Source organism: Corynebacterium hylobatis, from assembly GCF_003955685.1.
GTDB classification, from domain to species: Bacteria; Actinomycetota; Actinomycetes; order Mycobacteriales; family Mycobacteriaceae; genus Corynebacterium; species Corynebacterium hylobatis.
Genome location: NZ_RXHJ01000009.1, coordinates 16,465 through 41,198 on the forward strand (window position 1 = coordinate 16,465; position 24,734 = coordinate 41,198).

The window sequence follows — 24,734 nt, forward strand, 5'->3', positions numbered from 1 at the left end:
CGCCGAGAATACCCCTGTTGAGCAGCTATTCGCACTCCGTCTCATCCACCACGCGCACGGTGCCGTCACCGGTCCTCCGGCGGGCCTTGCGGCGACGGCTGACTATGGTCCGGAAGGTGATCAGGCCGGTCAGGCCGATCGCCCACGCCACGATCGCGGCGATCCAGGCGAAGCGGAAATCCAGCCAGGTGTAGGCCTGCCCGTTGGAGGAGTAGTCGAGCAGGATGCCGATGACCTGGGCGGCGATCATGCCGGCGAAGAAACCGCCCATGTTGGCCAGGCCTGTGGCGGTGGCGACGATGCGCCGGTCCAGGTCTTCGCGGATGTCGTCGAAACCGAAGTTCGAGGACGGGGTGAAAAACGCCATGACGATGTTGACGAGGATGATCGCCGTCAGGCCGCGTGGCTCGGTGGGCAGGAAGAAGATGATCCAGGTGGTGCCGATGATGCCCGCGAACAGCGTCGAGGCGAGGATGCGGTTTTTGCCCAGGCGTGCGGAGATCGGCCCGAGGATCGGCCCGGCGACGATGGAGGTGATGACGTTGATGGTCAGCACCACACCGATCGCGGACGTGGGTAGTCCCATGCCCAGGGTGATCATCGGGGCGCTCCACAGCAGGGTGAACAGGATCTGCAGGATCATCGCGGCGTAGTGGTTGAAGAAGCCCTGCCAGCACAGCGGGTCGCGCAGCACCATCAGCAGCAGCGTGCCGACGGGTATCTTCTCCGCCGGTTGTTTCTTCTCCGGGACGTGGTCGGGGTCCTTGTTCTCCTTCGACGCGGCCCAGGATTCAGGGGAGTCGGCGACGGCCACGGTTGCGGCGATGGCCACGAGCACGCCGACGGCGCCCAGGCTGATGAAGGCGGTGGTCCAACCCGGGCCCTGCAGCAGGGCGAGGAAGGGCACCGCGGAGAGGAACTGGCCGGCCTGGCCGAAGGCTGCCGTGAGCTGGGTGAACAGCGGGGTCTTCTTCAGGGGGAACCAGTAGGGCAGGATCCGCATGACCGACAGGAAGGCCGTGGCGTCACCGGCGCCGATGAGCGCGCGCGCACCCAGGGCCACCCAGTAGGACTCGGTGAAGCCGAGCAGCACCTGCCCGGCCGCCATCACCAACGCACCGATCATGAGTAGCTTGCGGGGCCCGAAGCGGTCGATGAGCATGCCCACGGGGATCTGCGAGCCCGCGTAGACGCCGAGCTGCACGGCGGTGAACACGGCGATGCGGGAGGCGTCGACGTCGAAACGGTCGATCGCGTCCACCGATGCGACACCGAAGGAGGTGCGCCCCGTGATGGCGACCACGTACACCAGTACCGCGGTGGTCCAGACGATGAGCGCCTTGCGCGTCACCTTTTCGCGGGGGTGTGGATTCAGCAGCGACGTGGTCATGGAGAACACCTTAGACCCGCCTGTGCAGGCCCGTTGCCCAGTGACACTAATTCCCCCGCTGATGCCCGATCGCCCGGTGGGGCCACGTATGGTTGTCTGCGTGGAATACATTTCGACGCGCGACTCCTCCCGTACCCCCGCCAAGTTCACCGACATCCTGCTCGGTGGTCTGGCCCCGGACGGCGGGCTCTACCTGCCCGCCGAGTACCCGCAGCTCAGCGATGAGCAGCTGACGCAGTGGCGGAACCTCCTGGCGGAGCAGGGCTACGCCGCCCTGGCCGCCGAGGTGCTCAAACTCTTCGTCGACGACATCCCGGCAGCGGACCTCGAGGCGATCGCGGCACGGGCCTACACCACCCCGAAGTTCGCCCACGAGGAGATCGTCCCCGTCACGGAGCTGGGGGAGGGCCTGTACATCGGGCACCTCTCGGAGGGCCCGACCGCCGCATTCAAGGACATGGCGATGCAGCTGCTCGGCGAGCTCTTCGAGTACGAGCTGGCCCGCCGCGGCGAGACCCTCAACATCCTGGGCGCCACCTCCGGCGACACCGGCTCCTCGGCGGAATACGCCATGCGCGGCCGCAAGGGCATCCGCGTGTTCATGCTCACCCCGGCCGGGCGCATGACACCGTTCCAGCAGGCCCAGATGTTCGGCCTCGATGACCCGAACATCTTCAACATCGCCCTCGACGGCGTCTTCGACGACTGCCAGGACGTGGTCAAGGCCGTCTCCGCGGACGCGGACTTCAAGCGGGACAACCGCATCGGCGCGGTCAACTCCATCAACTGGGCGCGCCTGATGGCCCAGGTCGTCTACTACGTCTCCTCCTGGCTCAAGCTCACCGACAGCAACGACCAGAAGGTCTCCTTCTCCGTGCCCACCGGCAACTTCGGTGACATCTGCGCCGGCCACATCGCCCGCCAGATGGGCCTGCCGATTGACCGTCTCATCGTGGCCACCAACGAGAACGACGTCCTCGACGAGTTCTTCCGCACCGGCAGCTACCGGCCGCGCCCGGCGGAGGAGACCCTGGCCACCTCCTCGCCGTCGATGGACATCTCGCGCGCCTCCAACTTCGAGCGTTTCGTCTTCGACCTGCTCGGCCGCGACGCGGAGCGCACCGCCCAGTTCTTTGGCATCGACGTCCGCGCCGACGGCTTCTCGCTGGCCGAGGACGACACCTTCCCGGCCGCCGCGGCGACCTACGGCTTCGCCTCGGGGCGTTCCACCCACGAGGACCGGGTGACCACCATCCGCGACACCTTTGAGCGACTCGGTGTCATGCTGGACCCGCACACGGCCGACGGCGTCAAGGTCGCCCGTGACTGGCGCGGGAAGATCGACACCCCGATCGTCTGCCTCGAGACGGCCCTGCCGGTGAAGTTCGCGGAGACCATCAAGGAGGCAACCGGCCAGGAACCGGTGACCCCGGAGCGTTTTGCCGACGTGCTCGACGCCGAGCGCCACGTCACTGACCTGCCCAACGACGCAGACACCGTCAAGAAGTTCATCACCGATTCGATCCGCACCACGGAGGTGTAATCACCATGGCCAGGCACTACAAGGCCCGACAGGAGTACTTCGAGGAATTCGACCCCGAGCGTCTCGCCGAGCAGATCAAGGCGCAGGCAGCTGAGGCAGCCGCGAAGGCGGAGCAGGCGGACGACGCCGGGGAAGACGGCGTCGACAAGCAGTGAACATCCGCCTCTGGGCGGGTCTGGGGGCGGTGACCACCGCCTCCGTCGGCTCGCTCATCACCTGGTCGGTAGTCGAACAGGAGCGCAACCCCACCCCGCTCGCCGAGGTCATCGCGGCCGCACCTGAGCAGGTGCCGGCCGCATTCCGCGCGCCCACCGCCAGCCCGTGGGTGCCGGGCACCGGGGTGACCATCACCAAGACGGTGCCCGTGCCGGGAGAGACCATCGAGGTCGGCCAGTGCACCGTCGCCTACAGCTTCACCGCCGGTGAACAGGCCTACGCCATCACCGCCTCCCACTGCGGCGTGCCCGGCGATAAGGTGTGGGCCACCGTCGACGGGGTCGAGGCCGACTTCACCGCACCCGTGGGCAACTTCATCTACTCCGATCTCTACGATGAGGCCAGCAGCCGCCTGGATGTCGGGGTCATCGAGATCACCGACCCCTGGTCGCAGATGCCCGCCCCCGAACCTGAAACCGAGACCGTCGTCGCGGAGATGGTCGGCGACCTGCCCGAGGTGATCTGCAAATTCGGACAGACCACCGGCGAGACCTGCGGTGAGCCCATCAGTCAGACCGGTGTGGAGATCCTCGCCGACCACAAGGGTGTGGAACTGCGCGCCGTCGCCGCCACCGCCCAGGTCTGCGCCCGCGCCGGGGACTCCGGCGGGCCGGTCTACGCCGACCTCGACGGCCGCCGCGTCATCATCGGGCTCGTCTCCGGCACCCGCGACTCCGACCGCAGCCTGGCCTGCACCGACCCCGGCGCCGGGCCCATGACCATGTCCTACACCTCCATGCCGGCCATCCAGACCGTCATCGACCGCGTCATCCCCGACGCCGAATACCAGCCCAGCTCCTAGAGAAAGACCTCCATGCCGCCTGTGCCACACCCCGTCGCCGTCATCGACCTGGAGACCACCGGCTTCGGACCGGCCGACCGGGTCCTGGAGATCGGCCTGGTCCTCCTCGACCGTGAACTGCAGCAGGAGGGCACCTGGCAGACGCTGGTGCAACCGGAACGCGGCTTCGACAACTCTCACATCCACGGCGTCACCGCCACCGACCTCGTGCGCGCCCCGCGGTTCTCCGGCATCGCCGCCGAACTCGCCGAGCTTATCGACAGCCGCCTCATCATCGCCCACAACGCCCCCTTCGACACCCGCTTCCTGGCTGCCGAATACGCCCGCCTGGACGTGGACCTGCCGGAGGCCGGCGCCTGGTCCTCGTGCACCCAGCAGCTCTCCCGCGGCCTGCTGCCCGGCGCCCCGGGCCGGCTCTCCGACTGCCTGGCCTGCACCGGCCTGGACAATCAGCGCCCGCACGCAGCGCTCGCCGACGCCCAGGCCACCGCCGCTCTCTACCGCGAACTGGTGGTGAAGTTCGGTGCCAACCAGGAGGGCCTGGCCCCGTTGGCCTGGCCGGCGCCCGTTGACCTGCCCCGGGAACCGGTCCGCGTGCGCGACCGCGTCGAATCCGACCACTGGCTGGAACGGGTCGTCGAAGGCGTGCCCGCCACCGGTGTCGCCGAGGTCGACGGTTACCGCCAGCTGCTGCGCGGCGCCCTGCTGGACGGCACCCTCTCGGTCTCCGAGATCGAACAGCTGGTCTCGGCTGCCGAACAGTGGGGTCTGGGCCAGGACGAACTGCGTGAGATCCACCTCGACTACCTGCGCCAGCTGGCCGTGGCGGCCTGGGCCGACGGGGTGGTCACCGGCGCCGACCGCGCGCGCCTCCACGACATCGCCGTGCAGCTGGCCGTCAACGCGGACGCTGTCGACGAGCTGCTGGCCGAACCCGTCTACGGCGAGGCTGAGGACGTCGGCCTGCGCCCCGGCGACCGCGTCAGCTTCACCGGTGCCCTGACCCTGGGCCGGGACACCTGGGAGCGCCGGGCCCGCGAGGCGGGTCTCGATGTCGGCGGGGTCACCCGCACCTGCGCGTTGCTGGTCACCGCCGAGCCGGACACGATGAGCGGCAAGGCCCGCAAGGCCCGCGACTACGGCGTGCCCATCGTCGACGAGCCCACCTTCGCCCGCATGCTGCGCGACCTCGTGCCCCCGGAGACGGTGGAGGAGGCCCCGGCGGTGTCCTATGCGGGCATCTTCCCCTGGCTGACCAACCTCGGGGTGGAACCTGCCGGTGCGGACGACATCGCCCACGCCTGGCTGCAGCGCCACCGGCACGTGCCCATGCATGAACTCTCCCCGCGCCTCGACCCCGCCGAGGTGCCGGATTCCCTCCCGCGCACCGGTGCCGTCATGGCCCGCTGGCTCAACCTCTACCCGCGCCCGCTGGAGGCCTCCGCCACCCAGCTGGCGGAGGTCCCCGGCTTCGGCCGGCTCCGCCTGCACCGCACACTCGTCGCCGTCATCCACTCGGCCATCGACGCCCCGGAAACGGTCGACTACCTCGCCGTGGAGACCGAGGACATCCACCTCGACGACAACCCCCGCCCCCACGCGGAGACCGTCGCCGAGTGGCTCGCCCTGCTCGGTCAGCTACCGGTCCTGCCGCGTGCGGAGGTGCCCCCGGCGGTGGCGCACGCCCTCGACACGCTGGCCGAGGACCCCTACTGGTCCGACCCCGCCGCGGCCGTGGTGGGACGCGCCCGCGCCGTGCTGCTGGGCCGCATCGGCTCAGATCCCCGTGACGCGGAGATCTTCCACGGCCGCATCCTCGGCACCGGGACGCTCGAGGAGATCGGCGTCCGCCACGGCGTCACCCGCGAACGCATCCGCCAGCTGGAGACCCAGCTCAAACGCCGCCTGGTCGAACCCGACGACACCCTGCACCTGCTTCTTGACGCCCTCAGCCGCCGCTACAGTCCCCTCGCCCCGGCAGGGGATCTGGTCCGCGACCTGCCTGCCCTCGCTGACGGAGACTTCCCGCTGCTGGAGGCCCTGGCCTGGCTCGCCGATGACTGGGAGATCACCGACGGCTGGTTCCAGTGCACCGGCTTCGACGCCGACCTCGCCCAGGCTCTGACCGATTTCGCCGACGACTTCGGCGTCGTCGCCCTCCCCGCGCTGGCCGAGCACCTCAGCGTGGACGCGACCCTGCTGGGGGAGCGGCTGGCTCCTGCAGTCACCATCCACGGCGAGCACATCCTCACCCGCGACCGCTCCGCACAGGATCGCGCCGCCGCGCTGCTGGCCCTCGAAGGTGAACCACTCAGCGTCCAGGACATCATCGACCGGCTCGGGGAGGCCAACCCCCGCACCCTGGGCAACGCCATGGGTGCCGATGACCGCATCATCCGCACCGGCCGCGACCGTTGGGCCCTGCGCGACTGGGGCCTGGAGGAATACTCCGGCCTGGCCGAATGGATCGGCCGCCGCGTCGAGGCCGGCCCCGTGCGTGTGCAGCATCTCATCGAGGAAGCCGTCCGCACCCTCGGTGTCTCCGAATCCAGCGTGCGCACCTACGCCGCCTCCGCTGATTTCCAGACCGTCGACGGCATGGTCAGCCGCGTCGACGAGATCCAGGAGATCGACACCGACCCCCGGGAAACCCCCGGCCTCTACCGCATCGACGGCTCACTGGTCCTGCTCACCACCGTCACCGCCGACCACCTCCGCGGCTCCGGCTCCGGCCTCCCACGCGGTGTCGCCGCCGCCCTGGAGGTGCCCATGCTGGACAAACGCGTGCTGAACAGCCCACTCGGTGAGCAGACCATCAGTCAGTCGCGCACCGGCGCCACCATCAGCACCATCCGCCGCTTCCTCGAGGCCGCCGGCATCGGCGAAGGGGAACGCATCTGGCTCACCTTCACCGACGAGGGTGGTTTCGACGTCCAGCACGCCACCCCGCGCCGGGTGGGGTTGACCGGACCCGCCGAGATCCTCAACCTCACCGGCCTGGACACCTGGCTCAACCCCGCGGAGACCGATGTCCTGCCGCGCATCAACCAGGCTGTCGGCCTGGATGTCGGTGCACCTCGCCGGCGTACCGTCTCCCGGTTCCGGTACCGCCGCCAGGACGACATCGCCGACCTCATCGCTGACCTCTAGAAAGGACCCTTCCCGTGGCCATCCCTGATTTCATCCTCCGCCTGCGCGAGAAGATCGGCACCGACGAACTCTGGCTGCCGGCCGTCACCGCCGTGGTCATCCGCGACGTGCCCCCGGGCGCCCCGATCTGGGCGGTACCTGAGGTGCTGCTGGTCAAGCGCGCCGACAACGGCGAATGGACCCCTGTCTGCGGTATCAGCGACCCCGGCGAGGAACCCCACGTCACCGCCGTGCGCGAGGCCCGCGAGGAAACCACCCTGGAGACCCGCGTCGAGGCCCTCCTCGGCGTCGGTGCCGTCGGCCCGGTCACCTATGACAACGGTGATGTCACCCGCTACATGGACACCAGCATGCGCCTGAGCGTCATCGGCGACGACACCCCGGCCGTGGGGGACGACGAATCTGTCGACGTCGGCTGGTTCTCCATCGCCCAGCTGCCGCCCATCAACCCGCGTTTCCGGATGGTCATCTCCGATGCCGTGGCCCAGATGAAGCACCCGGGTGGTTTCCGCCCGCGGATGGGTTACACCAAGCGCGGTCAGGCCTGAGGCTTGTGGGGTCGGGGCCGCCTGAAAATCTCCCCGCGGTCCTGAACTGAACTGGGGAGATGCGCAGCCTGCGAGAAATTCAGGCCACGTTTTCAGGCGGTTGGGGGAGCACGCCGGGCCGGGGTGCGCAACAGGTCATGTCATATCTTTGATCGACCAGCAACGATGCGCGCCGAGGGGTGGTGTACCGGTCAAATGTTGCGCGGGCACTGACGGGGCCCTCCTGTTTCCGAGGCCATCTGACCGCCGGAGCCGCAGGTCAACACAGTGGCGTGGCACACAGCGCGATCGATCCATATCCTGGACGGCACACGACGCGGCAACCCGTCGCGAACTCTCACACAGGAGGTATACGCCATGTCCGATGAGATCACGAAGGAAGACGTCGTCGCCAAGCTGCGGGACGCAAGCTGGGTCATGATGACCACCACCGGAGCCGACGGCAAGCTGGTGTCCCATCCGATGACTCCCCAGCAGGTCACTGATGATGCGGACGTCTGGTTCTTCATCTCGCTGCGCGGTGGCCAGGCCGATGCCCTCAAGCACAGCTCACAGGTCAACCTGGCAGTCTCGGAGGCCGGCACCTGGCTGTCGGTGGCGGCGGAGATCGAATTCGTCAACGACCGGGCCAAGGTCGACGAGCTGTGGAACAAGGACGTCGAGGGCTGGTTCGAGAGCAAGGATGATCCCGCCCTGGGTCTGATCCGGGCAGATTCCGAGTCCGCCCAGTACTGGGGCCTGCCGGGCGGGAAGATGTCGGCGCTGGCGCGCATCGTGAAGTCGAAGGTCACCGGCGGCACCACCGGCGGCGACTCGAAGGCCATGGAGCTTTAAGGCACGAAAAAACCGGGACCCGATGACGGGTCCCGGCTTTGTCCGGTTCAGGCGATCATCACCAGAAGACAGCGATCGCGATGTTGATCAGCGAGAGACCGCCGACGGCGTGCGCCAGGCCCTTGGCGACCGGCTCGTCGCGGGCGACCTTGCGGCGGCCGATGACGGCTGCGACCAGCACGCCGATGAGGATGACCAGCTTGATGCCGATCTTCATGTGGTTGACGGTGCCGTCACCCATCTCGGCCAGGCCGACGAGCAGCAGGCCGGTGACCAGCTGCACCCATGCGCCGATGTGCTGCCACTGCAACACGGTTGGCTTGCGGAAGGTGGCGAGCCAACCGCCGACGAGTGCGGCGGCACCCACGATGTGGAGGAACACGAACAGGGTGTAGAGGAAGTCCATTCCCTCATGTTAACTTCCCCCCGTTGCCGTGGCTAAACGAAGGATCGATACGGGGCTAGATCTTCTTGACGATGCTCGATTTCAGCTTCATCTGGCCGAAACCCTCAACGCGGGCATCGATGTCGTGGCCGTCGACGGCGTCGATAAGCCGGATGTTGCGCACGGTGGTGCCGGCCTTGATCGGCTGGCTCGCACCCTTGACCTTGAGGGTCTTGACCACCGTCACGGAATCACCGTCGGCCAGCACGTTGCCCACGGAATCCTTGATGGCGGGGGCCTCATTCTCATCCTCAGCCGGGATCGCGGGGTTCCACTCGTGGCCGCACTCGGGGCAGACCAGCAGGGGGTCCATCTCGTAGGTGTACTCGCTGCCGCATTCGGGGCAGGGCGGGAAATTCGCTTCGCTCATGCCGCCTATTATGTCAGGCTTCCCGGGCATAACGGTAAGTATCCGCGTTGCCGCGTAGACAGTCGTGCAACTGCTCAGGGGTATCCACCACGCAGCACTCGCCCGGATCCTCGAAATAATCCTCCGGGTCGAGCACCCCACCGCAGATGATCGCCGTCGGTGGGCCCGGCTCAACGCCGATGAGCAGGCGCGCGGTGACGGCGATGTGGAAAAGCAGGCGGCACTGCTCGAGGTTGGCGCTGATGTTGTGGACCTGGAGATAAGGCGTGTGCGCCCCCTCACCCAGCCAGGCGGATTCGATGGCGGTGGCCTCCCCGCCGATGACCGGCACCTGCACCGCGTCCGTACTCAGGCCATGGCTTTCCAGCAGCTCACGCAGATTTTCCACCGCGGTCGCATCCGGCCCCTCCGCTGAGGCGAGCACCAGCCAGTGCCGCTGATCCCACATGAAGAAATCCTCATTTCGGTTTCATAGACGACTCATAAAGGATTCCTAAACTCCTGTTTAACACGTTGAACTGATTCGAGGACGGCTGACACATGACACTGACGGTGGCGATGTACTCCCACGACTCCGTGGGGCTCGGGCACACCCGGCGCAACCGGGCGATCGCCTTCGCCCTCGCCGAGGCCCTGCCGGAACCGGTGCAGGGCATCCTCATCGCCGGCCACCGTCACGCCACCTCCTTCGATCTTCCCCCGGGCTGGGACTGGCTGGTTCTGCCCGGTTTCGCGCGCACCGACGAGGGTTACGGCGCCCGCCACCTGGACATGGGCCCGCAGGAGCTCGCTGACCTCCGCTCCCGGACCATCGCCGCCACCCTGGAGGCGATGCGTCCGGACCTGTTCATCGTCGACCGACACCCCTTCGGCGTGCGCGGGGAACTCCTGCCCGCCCTGGAGATGCTGCGCGACACCCCCTGCCGTACAGTGCTGGGGCTGCGCGAGGTCCTCGACACCCCGTCCGTGGTCGCCTGCGAATGGCAGGCCGTCGGTGGGGGAGCACGGGTGGCCGCATACTACGACAGCACCTGGATCTACGGCGACCAGCAGGTCCACGACCCCGTCGCCAGCGGCGAGGTGCCGGCCGAGCTCGCCGAGCAAGCCGTGTTCACCGGCTACCTCGCGCCGCACTCCACCAGCGAGACCATCCCCGCGGCCCTGCCGGAGAAGCCCTGTTTCCTCACCACCGTCGGGGGTGGCTCCGACGGCGGTCGGCTGGCTCTGGCCGCCGCGCAGGCCCCCGTCCCGCCGGGCCACCGCCACCTGATTGTCGCCGGCCCCCAGATGCCGGATGCGCATGTCGAGCGCCTCAACCGGGCCACCAATACAGTGACCACCACTGTCGTACGTTTCCTGCCCGGACTCACCGAGTTGATCGGGCACACCGAAGGAGTGATCTGCATGGGCGGCTACAACTCAATCACGGAGGTGCTCGCCACCGACACCCCGGCACTCGTCGTGCCGCGGGATGCCCGGCGCGCGGAGCAGAAGATCCGGGCGCGGGCGGTGGAGCAGGCCGGCGGGATCGACATGATCTCCCCGCACGAGGTGACCTCGGCTGATCTCTCGGCCTGGATGCACGAGGCCGTGCACCGCCGCGTCTGCCGCGGCCACATCAATCTCGATGGTCTGGTCACGGTCGGTGCGCTGGCCGGCGAGCTCCTGGAGGTCAAGCAGCATGCCTGAGTCCAAGCCCGTCATCGGTTATGTGTTGAAGATGTACCCGCGGTTTTCGGAGACCTTCATCGTCTCCGAGATCCTGGCGCGGGAGGCCCGCGGTGAGCAGGTGGTCATCTTCTCCCTGCGTCCGTGCACCGACGCCCGTTTCCATCCGGAGCTGGCCCGGGTGCAGGCCCCGGTCATCCACGTCCCGCGTCCGAGCAGCGCCTCGCGGCTGTGGGAGATGCTCACCCCGGAGGCCGGTCCGCACCTGGAGGAGCTGCTGCGCCACCGCCCTGATGATGCCGCGCAGGCCGTGCAGGTGGCGAAACTCGCCGCCGAGCATGGGGTCACGCACCTGCACGCGCACTTCGCCACGCTGGCCAGCACGGTCGCGCGGCTGGCGGGAAAGATATCCGGATTGCCGTGGTCGATGACCACCCACGCCAAGGACATCTTCCACGAATCGGTGGTGGAGGAGGACCTGCGCAAGAAGTTCGCCGACGCCCACCACGCGATCACCATCAGCCGCTACAACCTGGACAATCTCTGTTCCCGCTTCCCCGAAGCCGCGGAGCGTATCAGGCTGGTCTACAACGGCCTGGAGCTGGCGCGGTTTCCCTTCCAGCCGGAACGCGCACCGGAACTCACGCTGCTGGGCGTCGGTCGCCTCGTGGAGAAGAAGGGCTTTTACCTGCTTGTCGACGCCGTCCGCGTCCTGCGTTCCCGCGGACTCAACGTCACCGCCGAGATCGCCGGCGACGGGCCGCTGCGGGAGGAACTGCAGGACCGGATCGACGCCGTCGGGCTCCGGGACGCCGTCACCCTGCTCGGTCCGCTCACCCAGGCGGAGGTCGCCGAGCTGCTGGGCACCCGGCGCCTGTTCGTCGCGCCCTTCGTCGTCGGTTCCGACGGCAATGCCGACGGACTGCCCACCGTCCTGCTCGAGGCCATGGCACGCGGCATCCCGTGCGTGGCCGGGGATGTCACCGCCGTCGGTGAGGTCGTCATCACCGGGCGCACGGGCTGGCTGGTGCCCAGCGGGGACGCAGACAGGCTCGCTGAGGCCATTGAGGATGCCCTGCACACCGACACCACCGAACTGGTCGCCAATGCCCGCCGCCTGGTCGAGGGGAATTTCGACTCCCGCCACCAGGCCGCCACTCTCGCGCAACTGCAGAACCACTAAGGAGAACCCCCGCATGAACATCGCCTACATCCTCGCCGACCCCGGCATCGGGGTCTTCGGATCCAAGGGTGCCAGCGTGCACGTCCAGGAGATGATCCGGGCGCTGCGCCACCACGGCCACACCGTCACCGTCTTCTGTGTACGCCGCGGGGAAAAGGACGGCACCGTGCTCATCCCAGAGGATCTTCTCGACCTCGAGGTCATCGACGTGCCCCGCCCACGCGGCAGGGGAGCAGAGCGCGAGCAGGCGCTGCGCGGGGTCTCCGACGACCTGCTCGCAGCGGTGCAGGCGCGTGAATTCGATCTGGTCTACGAGCGCTACTCGCTGTTCTCCGATGCCGGCATGCGCACCGGGCTGCCGCTGGTCCTGGAGGTCAACGCCCCGCTCATCGAGGAGCAGGCCATCCACCGCTCGCTCACGGATGTCGCCACCGCGCACCGCCTGAGCGTCGCGATGTTCGAGGCCGCCGAGCTGGTCTCCTGTGTGTCCGGACCCGTCGCCGACTGGGTCCACGGACTGGCCCCGCAGGCCCGCACCGCGATCATCCCCAACGGCGTGAACACCGCCCGCTTCCTCCCCGCAGAACCCACCGGGGGTGAGCTGACCGTCGGCTTCGTGGGCACCCTCAAGCCCTGGCACGGCACCGGGATTCTCCTCGACGCCGTCGCGAAGGCCGGGCACCCCTGGCGGCTGGAGTTCTGCGGCACCGGCCCGGAACAGGAGACACTCGAGCTGCAGGCCGCGCAGCTGGGCATCGCCCACCGCGTGCGCTTCCACGGTGCCGTCGCCCCGGCGGATGTCCCGCAGGTGCTCGCCGGCTGGGATGCGGCGTGCGCGCCCTATCCGCAGGCCGACGGCCACTACTTCTCCCCGCTGAAGGTCTACGAGTACATGGCCGCGGGGCTGCCGGTCATCGCCTCCGCCGTCGGTGAGCTGCCCGCACTGCTGTGCGGGCGCGGCCTGCTCGTCGAGCCCGGTGACACCGGCCAGCTCAGCCGGGCACTCGACCGCCTGGCCGGCGATCCTGCCCTGCGCGCGGAGCTGGGCACGGCGGCCAGCGGGCACGTCGACAAGCACCACACCTGGAACCAGCGCTGCGGCGACCTGCTCGCCCAGCTGCCGGTGACCGTCAGGAGCTGACACCGCAGATGGCGAAGAACAAGGACTCCCTCAACGCGACCGCGCTGAAACGCACCCTGAAACTGGTGCTGCCGTATCTGGGCGAGCACCGCCTGCTCATCATCGTCGGTCTGCTGGCCCTGGCCGGCGACGTGATCTTCCGGGTGCTGGAACCCTGGCCCGTCAAGGTCGCGGTGGATGCGGTCACGCAGTCCCTCGGCGCGGAATTCGCCGGTGCCACCGGCATGGCGGAGAACATCACCACCACGCTGGTCTTCTGGTCCGTGGCCCTCGCGCTCATCGTCGCGGGGCGTGCGGGCTGCAACTACGTCTCGACGATCGCCTTCGCCAAGACCGGCGTCAAGGTGGTCACCCGCCTGCGCACCCGCGTCTTTGACCACCTGCAGTCCCTGTCGCTGAAATACCACTCCACCGCCTCGGTGGGGGACACCTCCCAGCGCCTCGTCGGCGACATGGGCCGCCTCCAGGAGGTGGCCATCACTGCCGGGCTGCCGCTGGTGGGCAACGTCGCCACCGTGGTCGTGCTCTTCGGCGTGGTCATGTGGCTCAACCCGGTGCTCTCCCTGGTGGTGCTGTGCACGGGTGCGGCCTACCTGGTCATCTCCCACTTCGCCACCCCCGCCATCACCTCCGCCTCGCGTTCCACGCGCAAGGGGGAGGGACGCCTGGTGGGGGACGCAGCTGAAGCACTGGGTGCCATCCGGGTCGTCCAGGCCTACGGGCTGCAGGACGTGGTGGCCACCGGTTTCGCCGCCGGCAACCAGAAGGCACTCAAGGCCGGCATCCGGGCCCGACGCCTGGCCGCCCGCCTGGAACGTTCCACCGACCTCATCGTCGGCCTGGCCACCGCCGTGGTGCTCGGCTTCGGTGGCTGGCAGGTGCTGCGCGGCCACATGACCCCCGGCGACATCGTCTTATTCATGATGTACCTGAAAACCGCCATGAAACCCCTGCGCGACATGGCCAAATACACCGGCCGCATCGCACGCGCCTCCGCCTCCGGCGAGCGCATCGCCGACCTCATGGACGTGCCCGTCGCCATCGCCGACCCGCCTGAGCCCAAACCCATGACCGATGTCCGCGGGCACGTCTTCCTGCAGAACATCTCCGCCCGCGACGGCCACGGCCGCCCGCTGTTCCGCGACCTCAACCTGCACATCCCGGCCGGTCAGCGCGTCGGCCTGCTGGGGCCCTCCGGTGCCGGAAAATCCACCCTGGCCAGCTACCTGCTGCGCCTGGCGGATGTCGACGAGGGCACCGTGCGCATCGAGTTCTACGACACCCGCGAGGTCGCGCTCGAGGAGCTGCGCGCCAAGGTCTCCATCCTCCTGCAGGAATCGGTGCTGTTCACCACCACCGTGCGCGAGAACATCCGCTACGGCCGCCTCGACGCCACCGACGAGGAGGTCGAGGCCGCGGCACGCGCCGCCGGTGCCCATGACTTCATCATGGCGCTGCCGGACGGTTACGACACCGAACTCGGTGCGCGCGGGGACACCCTGTCCGGTGGCCAGCGCCAGCGCATCGCCATCGCGCGCGCCATGGTCCGCAACTCACCTGTCATCATCCTCGACGAACCGACCACCGGCCTGGATCCGGCCGCCCGCGCCCTGGTCCAGGAGTCCCTGGAGACCCTCACCCATGGGCGCACCACCCTGGCCATCACCCACGACCTCGCCATGATCCGCGGCCTGGACCGCCTGCTGTGGCTGGAGGACGGCCGCATCGTCGAGGACGGCAGCCCCGAGCAGCTGCTCACCACCCCCGGCAGCCGCATCGCCCACTGGGCGCGCGCCCAGGAGGCCGCCGAACGCACCGCCCAGGAGTACCGCCATGAACCTGCCTGAACACCTGCTCGTACATAACGAGCTTCTCGACACCACCTTCCTCTCCGGTCTGCTCGGCCGCCGCGTGGAGATCGTCCACCTGCGCATCAAACCCGGCCATAATGTGCTCGTGGCCTGGCGGGACCTGGACACCCGTGTGCACGGCTGGACCGAAGCGACCGTGGACCCCGATAAATTCACCAACGCCCTGCGCCGTGCTGAGCGGGTGGGCCATCCCCTCACCGTGCACCAGCAGGGCGAGGTGATGGTCTTCTCCGGGGCGGTGGCCGCCGACCGGAAACTGGCCCGCGCGCTGCGCGATCTCCCGGACTCCGGCTGGCAGGTGCTGCGTTATAACCCCCAGCGCCGACTGGTCGCCGTCACCGGGGACGGCCTGGTCGTGCGCGTGCACGCCACCTCCGCGGAGCATCTCGGTGCCATCAGCACCCGCTGGCAGGGCTACGGCGTGCCCGCGATCAGCATGTTCGGCCACGGGCATGTGGCAGTGAGTCCCTGGTGGGGCATCGCCGACCTGGCCGCCCGCCCCTCCGTGGCCGGGACCCGCGCCGCCGGGGCGGCAGTGGCGAAACTGCACGCCGCAGGTCAGCCGGAGGGGCTGCCGGAGGTGCCGGTCTGCGTGTCGACGTCCGTGGCCGCCGTCGCCGAATCCGTGCCCCGCTTCGCCGGGCGGGTGCGCAAGCTCGGCGAGCGCCTGGCGGTGCTGCTGCCCGAACTCAGCAGCCGCGAACCGGCCACCGAGCTGCACGGGGACCTCTCCCCGGACCAGGTGCTCGTCGACGAGGCCGGCCAGATCCGCCTCATCGACTTCGACCGCGCCGGATCCGGGCCCGCCTCCCGCGACCTGGGCAGTTTCCGCGCTGCCTGCCACCGGATGGGGCGCCCGCAACAGGCCACAGAATTCCTCCGCGGCTACCGCCAGGCCGGTGGGGTGGTCGACCCGGTGCGCGTCGCCGTGTGGGAGGCCTACGCCCACCTCAGCTCGGCACTCAATGCGCTGCGCCACGGTCAGGACGACTGGGAACAGCAGCTGGCGGACACCCTGGCACTCGCCGAGGCCGCCCTCGAGCTGGCCCCACCTGCGCAGGTGGAACTGGCCGGGCAGAACTGGACCGTCAACCGGGCCTGGCCAGACCCGAAGGTGGGCCTGGCCGTGGAACTGAAGAACCCGGCCACCGGGCAGCTGCGCGCCGGCAGCTGGTCGATGGGGGAGCTCACCGCACAGGCCCCGGGCACGGACCCGAAACTAGCCCTCCCGGAAGGGGAGGTCGTCTCCCACCGGCTGCGCAGACGCGCCGTGATCCGAGCGGCCGACGGACAGAGCTACACCAAGATCGTGCGCGCCGGGAAGTCCGCCGCGATCCTTGAGGGCACCCGCCGGGCGGAGGCCTTCCGGGCCGGCTTCCGGATGCCGGAGATTCTCAGGCACACCGATGACACCGTCACCCTGGCGGCCCTGGAGGGGCGCAGCCTGCACCGACCGGAGTTGTTCAGTGAGCAGGAGTGGCGCCGGGCCTGGGCCGAGGTGACCGCCGGGCTGCAGGCCACCTGGGCGAGCGGGGCGGGGGAGGGGCCGGTGCATGCGGCCGCCACCGAATGTGAGGTCCTGCGAGGCTGGGCTGAGAAGGCACTGGCCTTTGTCGACAGGCCGGGCGACCTGCTCGCCGCCACGGAGCGGGCCTGCGCCGGGCTGATGGCCCTGCCGGAGCCGGAGCTGGTGGCCTGCCACCGCGACCTGCACAGCAAACAGCTGCTCTGGTCACCGGAGGCAGACCCCGGGCTGCTCGATGTGGACACCGCCTGCCGGGCGGACCGGGCACTCGATGCTGGCAACCTGCGCGCCCATGCGCTGTGGCGTCAGCGGCAGGGCGTGTGGAACGCAGAGCAGACCGCGGTGGTGTGTGAGGAGATTGACCGGGCGGGCGTCGATAAGCAGGCCCTGGCGGCCTACCAGTACGCCACCCTGGTCCGCCTGGTCTGCGTCTACGCCTTCCGCCCGAAATACCGGGCGCAGGCGATGGAACTGCTGGCCGAGATCAGCAGTTGAAGTAGAGCTCGAATTCCTTCGGGGTCGGACCCTGACGCATCGGGTTGATCTCGTTGTCGTACTTCAGGCCGATGTAGGCCTCGATGAGATCCTCGGTGAACACATCGCCCTCGGTGAGGAAATCGTGGTCGTTCTCCAGGGCGTAGAGCGAGCCCTCCAGGGAGTGCGGGACGCGCGGGACCTTGTCAGCCTCCTCAGGCTCAAGTTCGTAGAGGTCCTTGTCCATCGGATCACCCGGCTCGATGCGCTTTTTGATGCCGTCCAGACCCGCGAGCAGCTGCGCCGCGAAACCCAGGTAGGGGTTGCCCGAGGGATCCGGGGCGCGGAACTCGATGCGCTTGGCGGCCGGCGAAGGCCCGGTCACCGGGATGCGGATTGCGGCGGAGCGGTTGCGCTGGGAATACACCAGGTTGACCGGGGCCTCGAAACCGGAGTACAGGCGACGGTAGGAGTTGACGGTCGGGTTGGTGAAGGCCAGCACCGCCGGGGCGTGCGCGAGCAGACCGCCGATGTAGTGCCGCGCCATGTCGGACAGCCCGGCGTAGCCCTCCTCGTCGTAGAACAGCGGCTTGTCGTCCTTCCACAGGGACTGGTGGGCATGCATGCCGCAACCGCCGTCGTCGAGAAGCGGCTTGGGCATGAAGGTGGCCACCTTGCCGTGGGCATCGGCGGTGTTCTTCACGATGTACTTGAATTTCTGCAGGTCATCCGCCGCATGCAGGAGGGTGTTGAATTTGTAGTTGACCTCCTGGATACCGCCGGTGGAGACCTCGTGGTGGAAACGCTCGATCTCGAAGCCGGTCTGCGCCAGCGTGTGGGCGATCTCGTCGCGCACCGGGATGGTCTTGTCGTAGGGGGCGGTGGGGAAGTAACCGTCGTTGACGCGGATCTTGTTGCCCAGGTTGGGCGAACCGTCGATCATCGTCTCCGCATCCGAGTTCCACCAGCCCTCATCGGAGTCGACCATGTGGAAACTGCGGTTGACACCGGTGGAGTAGCGCACGGAGTCGAAGATGAAGAACTCGGCCTCCGCGCCGATGAAGCACTCGTCGGCGATGCCGCTGGCGCGCATGTACTCCTCGGCCTTGCGGGCGATGTTGCGCGGGTCGCGGGAGAAAGGTTCCCGGGTGAAGGGGTCGTGGACGAAGAACTGCATGTTCACCGTCTTCCGGCGCCGGAAGGGGTCGAGATAGGCCGTGGAGACGTCCGGCAGCAGGGTCATGTCGGACTCGTCGACGGAGGTGAAACCCGCGATCGACGAGCCGTCAAAGGCGAAGCCCTCCGCCGCCGCCTCCTCCGTGAGGGCTGAGGCAGGGACGGTCAGTGCGTGTTCGATCCCGGGGACATCGGTGAACCGGATGTCCAGGTATTCCACCCCCTCATCGCGGATATACGTGATCAGGTCAGTGGTGGATGTGAAGGACACGACAGGTGTCAGGGCTCCTAATTGGGGATGTGGTCTATTTCAGGGCGGGGACGTCCCACAGGTTCAGCGAGGTGCCGATACCCTTCTCCAGGGCGTTGTGGTAGACGTCATAGGCCCAGGCTACGTCCTCGACGGGCATGCCGCCGATGGAATAACAGAAGATCTGCTCGTCGTTGACCCGGCCCGGGGCCCGCCCGGCGGCGATGTCGCCGATGTTGACCAGGCGGTCACTGGCCAGGGTGCCCTCGACGCTCATGTCCCACCAGCGGTTGCCGGGAATGCCCAGCAGCTGCTCGTAGGTGATGTCGGGGCCGTTCTCGTGGAACCACTCGGAGTACAGGCCGGTGTAGTCCACGACGAGGTTGGCCTCCTCGGAGGTGATGAAGTCATCGTCGAAACGCGCGGCGGCGGGGCACAGGATCAGCGCACCCGGTTTGATCCACTCCCGCTTGAAGTACGGGAAACCGGAGGGCCCGTCCGGGGAGGTGGAGGTGCCGGCGATGAGGATGTCGGAACCCTCGATGGCGGCCCGTTCGGTCTCCACGACCTCGACGGACTCGAGCTGCGGGTAGTTCTCCCGGAACCACTCGACCACGCGCTGGGTGGAACCGGCGGAACGGCCCTTGATCTTCAGGTGCCTGATGCCCGGTCGCTGGGACAGGGCGGAGGCGAAGATGGTGCGGCTCATCACGCCGGGACCGATGATGCCCACGGTCTCCGCGTCCTGGATGGCCAGGTGCTTGACGCCCACACCCGGTACGGCACCGGTGCGGTAGGCGGAGAGCAGGTTGGCCGACATGATGGACAGCGGCGCACCGGTCACGGCGTCGTTTAGCACGAAGACGTGGATGGAACGCGGCAGCTCATGGTTGCGGTTCTCCGTGTTGGAGCCGTACCACTTCACGCCCGCCGAGCGGAAACGTCCGCCGAGGTAGGCGGGCATGGCCATGAAACGACGGTCGGGGCCGTCAGCGGGCATACCCTCGTGCTCGGGGTTCTTCGGGAAGTTGATCTGCGCGCCATGGGAGTTCGCCGACGCACCCGCCATCCGGTAGTCGCCGTCAGCGAGCAGGATGAGGGTCTCCTCCATCGTGTCCACGCAGGCGGCGGAATCCGTCACCCCCGCGTCGATCATGTCCTGTTCGGACAGCCAGAGGACGTCAATCCGGGGGGCGTTTGAGTAGGGAGAACTCACATATACCTTTCCAAGCGGGGTTCAGGTGACGCTCCCGGGCACGCCGCAACTGCGGTGCCCTGAAGACGGGGACCGCCCTAAAACCCGAAACTGCATCTCATGCGGTGATGTCTTCAACCCACGAGGATACATAAGCAAAACCTGCGGGTCCGGTCGGATTCACTGGTTATAGGGCGATTAATCTCCGCAATATCAGGGATAAGTCAAGGTGAGGTGCGGAAAATCTGGCGGTTGGAAAGATTCCGGATGCGACACCCCCGAATGGGGGCCTGGGCGGGTGGGGTCCGGATGTGTCTGGCGAGGACCGCCGGGGCTGCCACGTGCTCGAAGTGGTGGGGTCTTCTGCTCCTGGGTCCGGAGGGTGGCCATCAGTGTTATTCCCGCCTGAGAGGCGGGAGGTTTCCCGGCTGTGGCCGTGTCCGCGTTGGCCGTGGGTGGGGGCGGATGTAGTCCCCTGCAGGCAGCTTCATGGGTGGGAATCGTGAAAAGGCTAGGGCGGGGCCAGTGCTCTTCCACCGGTGGTTCAGGGCGGTGACGCCCAGGATGGTGGTGGCGGGTCGGAGGGTTGTGTCCTTATTTTGTCAGCGGGTGCCTGCTGTTCTCATGTTGTCGGGGTGGGGTGGAGGGAGTATTATTGACAATGATTTTCAATAGTTTTTCATTAACGTCCCCACAGACCAGGAGGCCCCGTATGCGGGCTCGTTTCGCCGCCACCATCGCCCTGACCGCCGTCACCGCCCTGACCCTGGGGGCCTGCTCGGCCGACAGCTCCGGCAATGCCGAGAAAGCGGGAGATATTTCCCTCGTCGTCACCACCACCCCGCTCGGCAGCGTCACCTCCCAGCTCGCCACCTGTGCCGGCGGGACCGCCACCACCCTCATGCCGGTCAACGCCGACCCCCACGACTTCTCCGCCTCCTCGGCGCAGGTCGCCGACATGGTCAAGGCCGATCTGGTCATCGCCAACGGGCTCGGCCTGGAAGCCGGGCTCGGCGCCGCCCTCGACCAGGTCGAGGCCGACGGCACTGAGGTGCTCCACGTCGCCGAACTCGTCGATCCGCTGCCCTTCGGCGACCATGAGCACGAGCACGGCGACGGTGAACACGGGGACCACGAGGCCCACGACCACGGTGACCTTGACCCGCACTTCTGGCTCGACGCCGCCCGCATGGCCGAGGCCACTCGCACCATCGGCGAACGGGTCGCGGAACAGACAGGGGACCAGGCCTGGGCCGACTGCGGCACCGAGCTGGCTGGAGAGCTCGACGCCCTCGACGGGGAGCTCCGCGAGACCCTTGCCGCCGTGCCGGAGGAACGCCGTGCCATCGTCACCGACCATGAGGCCTTCGGCTACTTCAACCAGGCCTACGGCTTCCGCTCCGTCGGCGTCGTCGTGCCGGGCGGTTCCACGGAGGCCCAGCCCTCCTCCCGCGACCTGGCGGAGCTGGCCGGGGCCATCCGGGCGGAAGGCGTGCCGGTGATCTTCTCCAACGTCGCGCTCAACCCCGGCCTGGTCGAGGCGCTCGCCGCAGAGGTTGGCGAATCCGTGCAGGTCGTGGCACTGTATGAGGGTTCCGTCGGTCCGGAGGGCTCCCCGGCCGCCGACTACCAGGGCATGATGCGGGAGAACGCCCGTCTCGTCGCTGAAGCCCTGTCCTGAGCGGACGAGGACTACAGTTAACCCGTGATCGACTGGATTCTTGACCCGTTCCTGCTGGGCTTCCAGCAGCGGGCCCTCATCGGCGGGCTCATCGCCGCGGTGATGAGCGCCACCGTCGGTGTGTGGCTCGTGCTGCGCGGCATGAGCTTCTTCGGCGACGCCTTCGTCCACGGCGTGCTGCCCGGCATCGCCGCGGCCGTCGTCTTCGACTTCAACCCGCTGCTGGGCGCCGCGGTCGCCGCGGCTGTCATGGTCGGGGCCGTGGAGGTGATCCACCGGCACACCCACCTCAAGGAGGACACCGCCATCGGCCTGCTGTTTGTCGGGATGATGGCTCTCGGTGTGGTGATCATCTCCCGCTCCGACTCCTACAGTGGCTCGCTGACCAGCATCCTCTTCGGCGACGCCCTCGGGGTGTCCTGGGAGGCGATCCGCCAGCAGGCCATCCTCGCGGTCATCGTCATCGCCGGTTCGCTGCTGCTCTACCGACCGCTGCTGGCACTGTCCTTCTCCCCGGTCAAGGCGGAGTCCCTGGGCATGCGCCCTAAGCTGACCCACGCCCTGCTGCTGGTGCTCATCGCCACCAGCGTCATCGGCAGCTTCCAGGCCGTGGGCACCATGCTCGTCTTCAGCCTGCTCGTGGCCCCGCCGGCCACCGCCGCACTGCTCACCCGTTCCATCCCGACGATGATCGTGGTCTCCGCGCTCATCGGCGCCTCCTCGGTGGTCATCGGCCTGATCCTGTCCTTCCATCTGGGTACCGCCGCGGCCGCCACCATGGCGCTCATTCCTATCGCGGCCTTCCTGCTCATCATGGAGTGCCAGTACCTCAGCCGCCGGTTCCGCCGCCGCGGCAACCGCGCCACCAATCAGGGGGTGGCAGCATGAGCACCGCAATGACCGGGGACCTCGCCGTCGGCAGGCAGATCCAGCTCGGCTACGAACGGGTCGTCGCCGTCGCACCCTGCGACGTGACCATCCCCGCCGGCAAACTCACCGCCATCATCGGGCCGAACGGCTCGGGCAAATCGACGCTGCTGCACGCCATCGGCGGGCTGATCACCCCGCAGGCCGGCCAGCTCACCGTCGCTGGCGGGCCGGCCAGTGCTGCCCGGCACCGGATCAGCTATGTCATGCAGTCGGTCAGCTTCCCGGAAGGCGTGCCCCTGTCGGTGCGTGAGGTGGTGCGCATGGGCCGCTACCCGTCCGCCGGCTGGTTCGGGCGTTTCCGCGCGACCGATAAACGCCGGGTGGACGAGGTCATGGAGCGGCTCAACGTCACCGCGCTGGCCAAACGCCACCTTGAGGAGCTCTCCGGTGGTCAGCGCCAGCGCGTCTACGTCGCGCAGGGGCTCGCGCAGGACCATGACGTCCTGCTTCTCGATGAGCCCCTCACCGGCCTGGACATCGTCTCCGCCCGCATCATCGACGACATCATCCACGATGAAACCGATGCGGGACGCACCGTCGTCCACACCACCCACGACCTCGACGAGGCGCGCGCCGCAGACCACGTGGTCCTCATGTCCGGGCGCGTGGTGGCCTACGGCCCGCCGGAGCGTGTCCTCACCGAGGCGAACCTGCGGGAGGCCTACAACCTCGGTGAGCTGCACGAACCGGGAAACATCTTCCTCGACAGCCCGCACGAGGAGTGCTGAGGCCGCATCCGGTGCCTCACATCCGCACGTAGCGGGCCCGGGCGATCGAGTACAGCCCGTAGAGGGCCAGGCCCACACCGATGACGATGAGCAGCACGCTGCCGGCGGGCTGCTCGCCGAGGGTGCGTAGCGCGGCATCGAGGCCCGCGGCCTGTTCCGGGTCGTTGGCCCAGCCGGCCCAGAAGATCAGCCCGCCCAGGACGGCGAAGGCGATGCCGCGGGCGATGTAGCCGACCATGCCGGCGATGATGATGGCTGAACCGACCTGGCCGGAACCGGCGCCGGCCTCCAGATCCTCCCGGAAACCCTTCGTCGCCCCGCGCCAGATGTTGTACAGGCCCACCGCCACCACGACGGCACCGGCGATCATGACGGCGATCTCGCCCCAGGGCTGGGCCAGCGCCGTGGCCGTCACATCCGTGGCGGTCTCGCTGTCGGAGGTGCTCCCGCCCCGGGCGAAGGTGGCCGTCGTGAATGCCAGGGAGAGGTAGACCACCGCCAGGATCCCGCCCTTGGCCCGGTCCTTGAGGTCCTCGCCGGTGAACAGCTGGCTGGCCCGCCACAGGGCCAGGGCGGCCAGGCAGAGTACCGCGGCCCAGAGCAGGAACTGCCCGCCCGGGGCCTGCGCGATGGTGGCCAGTGCGCCGGTGTTGGAGGCTTCGCCACCGCCGGAGCCTGTGGCGATCTGAACGGCGATCCAGCCGATGAGGATGTGGACGAGACCCAATACGATGTAGCCGCCCCGCGCGAGCAGGGTCAGAGCAGGATGGTCCGCTACCTTTGCCATGCCCCCATTCAACCGTGTGTCAGGTCACACCGCCACGTGCGTGCGCGATCGTGACACAATCACCGCCCAAAATGTTGACGTATCTACAAGGTTCGGGTTAATGTGTGCATGTCATCAAGGCAGCAATGAAGGAGATACACCAGTAATGAAGATCGCAGTGTTCGTCGGTTCCATCCGTAACGGCCGTCACGGCCGCACCGTCGGCCAGTGGGCCCTGGACCAGCTCCAGGCCCGCGGTGACGGCAACACCTACGAGCTCATCGACCTCATCGAGCAGGACCTTGACCAGCTGACCGCAGCCGTCCCGCCGATCATGGCCGCCGGCACGTACGACGAGGTCAAGACCACCGCCTGGTCCGGGACCATCAGCTCCTACGACGGCTTCATCTTCGTCACCCCGGAGTACAACGCGTCTGTCCCGGGCACCATGAAGAACGCCTTCGATCTGCTCAAGGTCGAGTGGGAGGGCAAGCCGGTCGGCTTCCTGTCCTACGGCGGTGGCGGCGGCGTCCGCGCCGTCAACCACTGGCGCGACATCGTCGCCAACGTCGGCATGCTGCCGCTGGAGGCCCAGGCCGCCCTCGCCTTCGACGACCACTTCGTCGACTTCCAGTTCGCCCCGAACGAGCAGACCGTCGAGCTGCTCGAGGCCGTCGCCGCTGAGCTGGTCCAGGTCGGCGAGAAGGCGACCGTCAACGCCTAAAGGCCCATCGCCTGCGCCAGGCCCCCGCGCCGGTGAATTCACCGGCGTGGGGGCCTTTGTGCATGTGTCAGGGACTCAGGGGAAGGCGTCGGAAACCCTTTCCCGGGCAGGTCGGAGTCGATAG

22 protein-coding genes are annotated in these 24,734 nt (G+C 68.2%); 15 read left to right on the forward strand and 7 right to left on the reverse strand.

All coding sequences use genetic code 11. The annotated features are described in order from the left end of the window. Nucleotides 1-25: 25 nt before the first annotated feature. Entirely contained in the window at nucleotides 26-1,390 is a 1,365-nt protein-coding gene (locus EAH68_RS08760) for an MFS transporter (protein WP_126120956.1), read from the reverse strand. Nucleotides 1,391-1,490: 100 nt separating this feature from the next. Between EAH68_RS08760 and thrC the strand changes: the two genes are divergently transcribed. The 6 genes from thrC (at nucleotide 1,491) to EAH68_RS08785 (ending at nucleotide 8,483) form a co-directional block, all read left to right on the forward strand. Beyond that, nucleotides 1,491-2,933 (forward strand): threonine synthase, encoded by a 1,443-nt coding sequence (thrC, locus tag EAH68_RS08765; protein WP_126120957.1) that lies wholly within the window; start codon nucleotides 1,491-1,493, stop codon nucleotides 2,931-2,933. Nucleotides 2,934-2,938: 5 nt separating this feature from the next. Then, complete coding sequence (locus EAH68_RS14745) at nucleotides 2,939-3,088, forward strand: hypothetical protein (RefSeq protein WP_164546448.1); 150 nt, start codon at nucleotides 2,939-2,941, stop codon at nucleotides 3,086-3,088. Continuing rightward, nucleotides 3,085-3,951 carry a trypsin-like serine protease gene (locus EAH68_RS08770; protein WP_126120958.1) on the forward strand — a complete coding sequence of 289 codons (867 nt, stop codon included), beginning with the start codon at nucleotides 3,085-3,087 and terminating at the stop codon, nucleotides 3,949-3,951. The genes EAH68_RS14745 and EAH68_RS08770 overlap by 4 nt, the downstream gene beginning before the upstream one ends. A 12-nt stretch (nucleotides 3,952-3,963) precedes the next feature. After that, a complete protein-coding gene (locus EAH68_RS08775; protein WP_126120959.1) occupies nucleotides 3,964-7,101 on the forward strand; it encodes an exonuclease domain-containing protein in 3,138 nt (1,045 codons plus the stop codon). A 14-nt stretch (nucleotides 7,102-7,115) separates the two neighbouring features. Beyond that, complete coding sequence (locus tag EAH68_RS08780; RefSeq protein ID WP_126120960.1) at nucleotides 7,116-7,649, forward strand: NUDIX hydrolase; 534 nt, start codon at nucleotides 7,116-7,118, stop codon at nucleotides 7,647-7,649. 357 nt (nucleotides 7,650-8,006) lie between these two features. Beyond that, on the forward strand, nucleotides 8,007-8,483 hold the full coding sequence (locus EAH68_RS08785; RefSeq protein ID WP_126120961.1) for a pyridoxamine 5'-phosphate oxidase family protein: 477 nt from the start codon (nucleotides 8,007-8,009) through the stop codon (nucleotides 8,481-8,483). A 58-nt stretch (nucleotides 8,484-8,541) separates the two neighbouring features. On the opposite strand, the gene EAH68_RS08790 is transcribed toward EAH68_RS08785, so the two are convergent. The 3 genes from EAH68_RS08790 to EAH68_RS08800 are packed head-to-tail and all read right to left on the reverse strand — an operon-like array spanning nucleotide 8,542 to nucleotide 9,746. Further along, nucleotides 8,542-8,889 carry a hypothetical protein gene (locus tag EAH68_RS08790; RefSeq protein ID WP_126120962.1) on the reverse strand — a complete coding sequence of 116 codons (348 nt, stop codon included), beginning with the start codon at nucleotides 8,887-8,889 and terminating at the stop codon, nucleotides 8,542-8,544. Between the two features lie 55 nt (nucleotides 8,890-8,944). After that, nucleotides 8,945-9,298, reverse strand: coding sequence for a zinc ribbon domain-containing protein YjdM (locus EAH68_RS08795; protein ID WP_126120963.1), 354 nt, complete (start codon nucleotides 9,296-9,298; stop codon nucleotides 8,945-8,947). 13 nt (nucleotides 9,299-9,311) lie between these two features. Further along, complete coding sequence (locus tag EAH68_RS08800) at nucleotides 9,312-9,746, reverse strand: hypothetical protein (RefSeq protein WP_126120964.1); 435 nt, start codon at nucleotides 9,744-9,746, stop codon at nucleotides 9,312-9,314. Between the two features lie 92 nt (nucleotides 9,747-9,838). Here EAH68_RS08800 and EAH68_RS08805 point away from each other — a divergent pair, with 92 nt between their 5' ends. The 5 genes from EAH68_RS08805 to EAH68_RS08825 are packed head-to-tail and all read left to right on the forward strand — an operon-like array spanning nucleotide 9,839 to nucleotide 17,181. Next, on the forward strand, nucleotides 9,839-10,987 hold the full coding sequence (locus EAH68_RS08805; RefSeq protein WP_126120965.1) for a glycosyltransferase family protein: 1,149 nt from the start codon (nucleotides 9,839-9,841) through the stop codon (nucleotides 10,985-10,987). After that, the gene (locus EAH68_RS08810; protein WP_126120966.1) at nucleotides 10,980-12,149 is read left to right on the forward strand and encodes a glycosyltransferase; all 1,170 of its coding nucleotides are present in this window, start codon (nucleotides 10,980-10,982) and stop codon (nucleotides 12,147-12,149) included. The genes EAH68_RS08805 and EAH68_RS08810 overlap by 8 nt, the downstream gene beginning before the upstream one ends. Before the next feature lie 13 nt (nucleotides 12,150-12,162). Then, nucleotides 12,163-13,290: a glycosyltransferase family 4 protein gene (locus tag EAH68_RS08815; RefSeq protein ID WP_126120967.1), complete on the forward strand. Its 1,128-nt coding sequence runs from the start codon at nucleotides 12,163-12,165 to the stop codon at nucleotides 13,288-13,290. An 8-nt stretch (nucleotides 13,291-13,298) separates the two neighbouring features. Beyond that, on the forward strand, nucleotides 13,299-15,137 hold the full coding sequence (locus tag EAH68_RS08820; protein ID WP_126120968.1) for an ABC transporter ATP-binding protein: 1,839 nt from the start codon (nucleotides 13,299-13,301) through the stop codon (nucleotides 15,135-15,137). Continuing rightward, on the forward strand, nucleotides 15,124-17,181 hold the full coding sequence (locus EAH68_RS08825) for a phosphotransferase (protein WP_126120969.1): 2,058 nt from the start codon (nucleotides 15,124-15,126) through the stop codon (nucleotides 17,179-17,181). Before EAH68_RS08820 ends, EAH68_RS08825 begins: the two co-directional genes overlap by 14 nt. Here EAH68_RS08825 and glnA read toward each other — a convergent pair. Both glnA and EAH68_RS08835 read right to left on the reverse strand, forming a co-directional pair. Then, the gene (gene glnA, locus EAH68_RS08830) at nucleotides 17,171-18,607 is read right to left on the reverse strand and encodes a type I glutamate--ammonia ligase (RefSeq protein WP_126120970.1); all 1,437 of its coding nucleotides are present in this window, start codon (nucleotides 18,605-18,607) and stop codon (nucleotides 17,171-17,173) included. The two genes, EAH68_RS08825 and glnA, sit on opposite strands and share 11 nt — an antisense overlap. A gap of 34 nt (nucleotides 18,608-18,641) precedes the next feature. Then, nucleotides 18,642-19,802, reverse strand: a complete 1,161-nt coding sequence (locus EAH68_RS08835) for an ornithine cyclodeaminase family protein (protein WP_126120971.1) — start codon at nucleotides 19,800-19,802, stop codon at nucleotides 18,642-18,644. A gap of 691 nt (nucleotides 19,803-20,493) precedes the next feature. Here EAH68_RS08835 and EAH68_RS08840 point away from each other — a divergent pair. From EAH68_RS08840 to EAH68_RS08850, 3 genes are read left to right on the forward strand one after another with little or no spacing between them, the layout of a single operon-like run. Further along, a complete protein-coding gene (locus EAH68_RS08840) occupies nucleotides 20,494-21,462 on the forward strand; it encodes a metal ABC transporter substrate-binding protein (RefSeq protein WP_126120972.1) in 969 nt (322 codons plus the stop codon). 24 nt (nucleotides 21,463-21,486) lie between these two features. Further along, nucleotides 21,487-22,350, forward strand: a complete 864-nt coding sequence (locus EAH68_RS08845; protein WP_206436390.1) for an iron chelate uptake ABC transporter family permease subunit — start codon at nucleotides 21,487-21,489, stop codon at nucleotides 22,348-22,350. Continuing rightward, nucleotides 22,347-23,120: a metal ABC transporter ATP-binding protein gene (locus EAH68_RS08850; RefSeq protein WP_126120973.1), complete on the forward strand. Its 774-nt coding sequence runs from the start codon at nucleotides 22,347-22,349 to the stop codon at nucleotides 23,118-23,120. The genes EAH68_RS08845 and EAH68_RS08850 overlap by 4 nt, the downstream gene beginning before the upstream one ends. 16 nt (nucleotides 23,121-23,136) lie before the next feature. Here the strand turns inward: EAH68_RS08850 and EAH68_RS15075 are convergent, their stop codons facing one another. After that, entirely contained in the window at nucleotides 23,137-23,907 is a 771-nt protein-coding gene (locus EAH68_RS15075) for a DUF1206 domain-containing protein (RefSeq protein ID WP_126120974.1), read from the reverse strand. A gap of 145 nt (nucleotides 23,908-24,052) precedes the next feature. Here EAH68_RS15075 and EAH68_RS08860 point away from each other — a divergent pair, with 145 nt between their 5' ends. Next, nucleotides 24,053-24,610 carry an NADPH-dependent FMN reductase gene (locus tag EAH68_RS08860; RefSeq protein ID WP_164546449.1) on the forward strand — a complete coding sequence of 186 codons (558 nt, stop codon included), beginning with the start codon at nucleotides 24,053-24,055 and terminating at the stop codon, nucleotides 24,608-24,610. Nucleotides 24,611-24,734: the final 124 nt, after the last annotated feature.

Excerpts from the sequence above, each read along its gene's own strand:
- EAH68_RS08760 (WP_126120956.1), bottom strand. The coding sequence starts at position 1,390 with ATGACCACGTCGCTGCTGAATCCACACCCCCGCGAAAAGGTGACGCGC.
- EAH68_RS14745 (WP_164546448.1), top strand. The coding sequence starts at position 2,939 with ATGGCCAGGCACTACAAGGCCCGACAGGAGTACTTCGAGGAATTCGAC.
- EAH68_RS08775 (WP_126120959.1), top strand. The coding sequence starts at position 3,964 with ATGCCGCCTGTGCCACACCCCGTCGCCGTCATCGACCTGGAGACCACC.
- EAH68_RS08785 (WP_126120961.1), top strand. The coding sequence starts at position 8,007 with ATGTCCGATGAGATCACGAAGGAAGACGTCGTCGCCAAGCTGCGGGAC.
- EAH68_RS08790 (WP_126120962.1), bottom strand. The coding sequence starts at position 8,889 with ATGGACTTCCTCTACACCCTGTTCGTGTTCCTCCACATCGTGGGTGCC.
- EAH68_RS08795 (WP_126120963.1), bottom strand. The coding sequence starts at position 9,298 with ATGAGCGAAGCGAATTTCCCGCCCTGCCCCGAATGCGGCAGCGAGTAC.
- EAH68_RS08800 (WP_126120964.1), bottom strand. The coding sequence starts at position 9,746 with ATGTGGGATCAGCGGCACTGGCTGGTGCTCGCCTCAGCGGAGGGGCCG.
- EAH68_RS08805 (WP_126120965.1), top strand. The coding sequence starts at position 9,839 with ATGACACTGACGGTGGCGATGTACTCCCACGACTCCGTGGGGCTCGGG.
- EAH68_RS08810 (WP_126120966.1), top strand. The coding sequence starts at position 10,980 with ATGCCTGAGTCCAAGCCCGTCATCGGTTATGTGTTGAAGATGTACCCG.
- EAH68_RS08815 (WP_126120967.1), top strand. The coding sequence starts at position 12,163 with ATGAACATCGCCTACATCCTCGCCGACCCCGGCATCGGGGTCTTCGGA.
- EAH68_RS08820 (WP_126120968.1), top strand. The coding sequence starts at position 13,299 with ATGGCGAAGAACAAGGACTCCCTCAACGCGACCGCGCTGAAACGCACC.
- EAH68_RS08825 (WP_126120969.1), top strand. The coding sequence starts at position 15,124 with ATGAACCTGCCTGAACACCTGCTCGTACATAACGAGCTTCTCGACACC.
- EAH68_RS08840 (WP_126120972.1), top strand. The coding sequence starts at position 20,494 with ATGCGGGCTCGTTTCGCCGCCACCATCGCCCTGACCGCCGTCACCGCC.
- EAH68_RS08850 (WP_126120973.1), top strand. The coding sequence starts at position 22,347 with ATGAGCACCGCAATGACCGGGGACCTCGCCGTCGGCAGGCAGATCCAG.
- EAH68_RS15075 (WP_126120974.1), bottom strand. The coding sequence starts at position 23,907 with ATGGCAAAGGTAGCGGACCATCCTGCTCTGACCCTGCTCGCGCGGGGC.
- EAH68_RS08860 (WP_164546449.1), top strand. The coding sequence starts at position 24,053 with ATGAAGATCGCAGTGTTCGTCGGTTCCATCCGTAACGGCCGTCACGGC.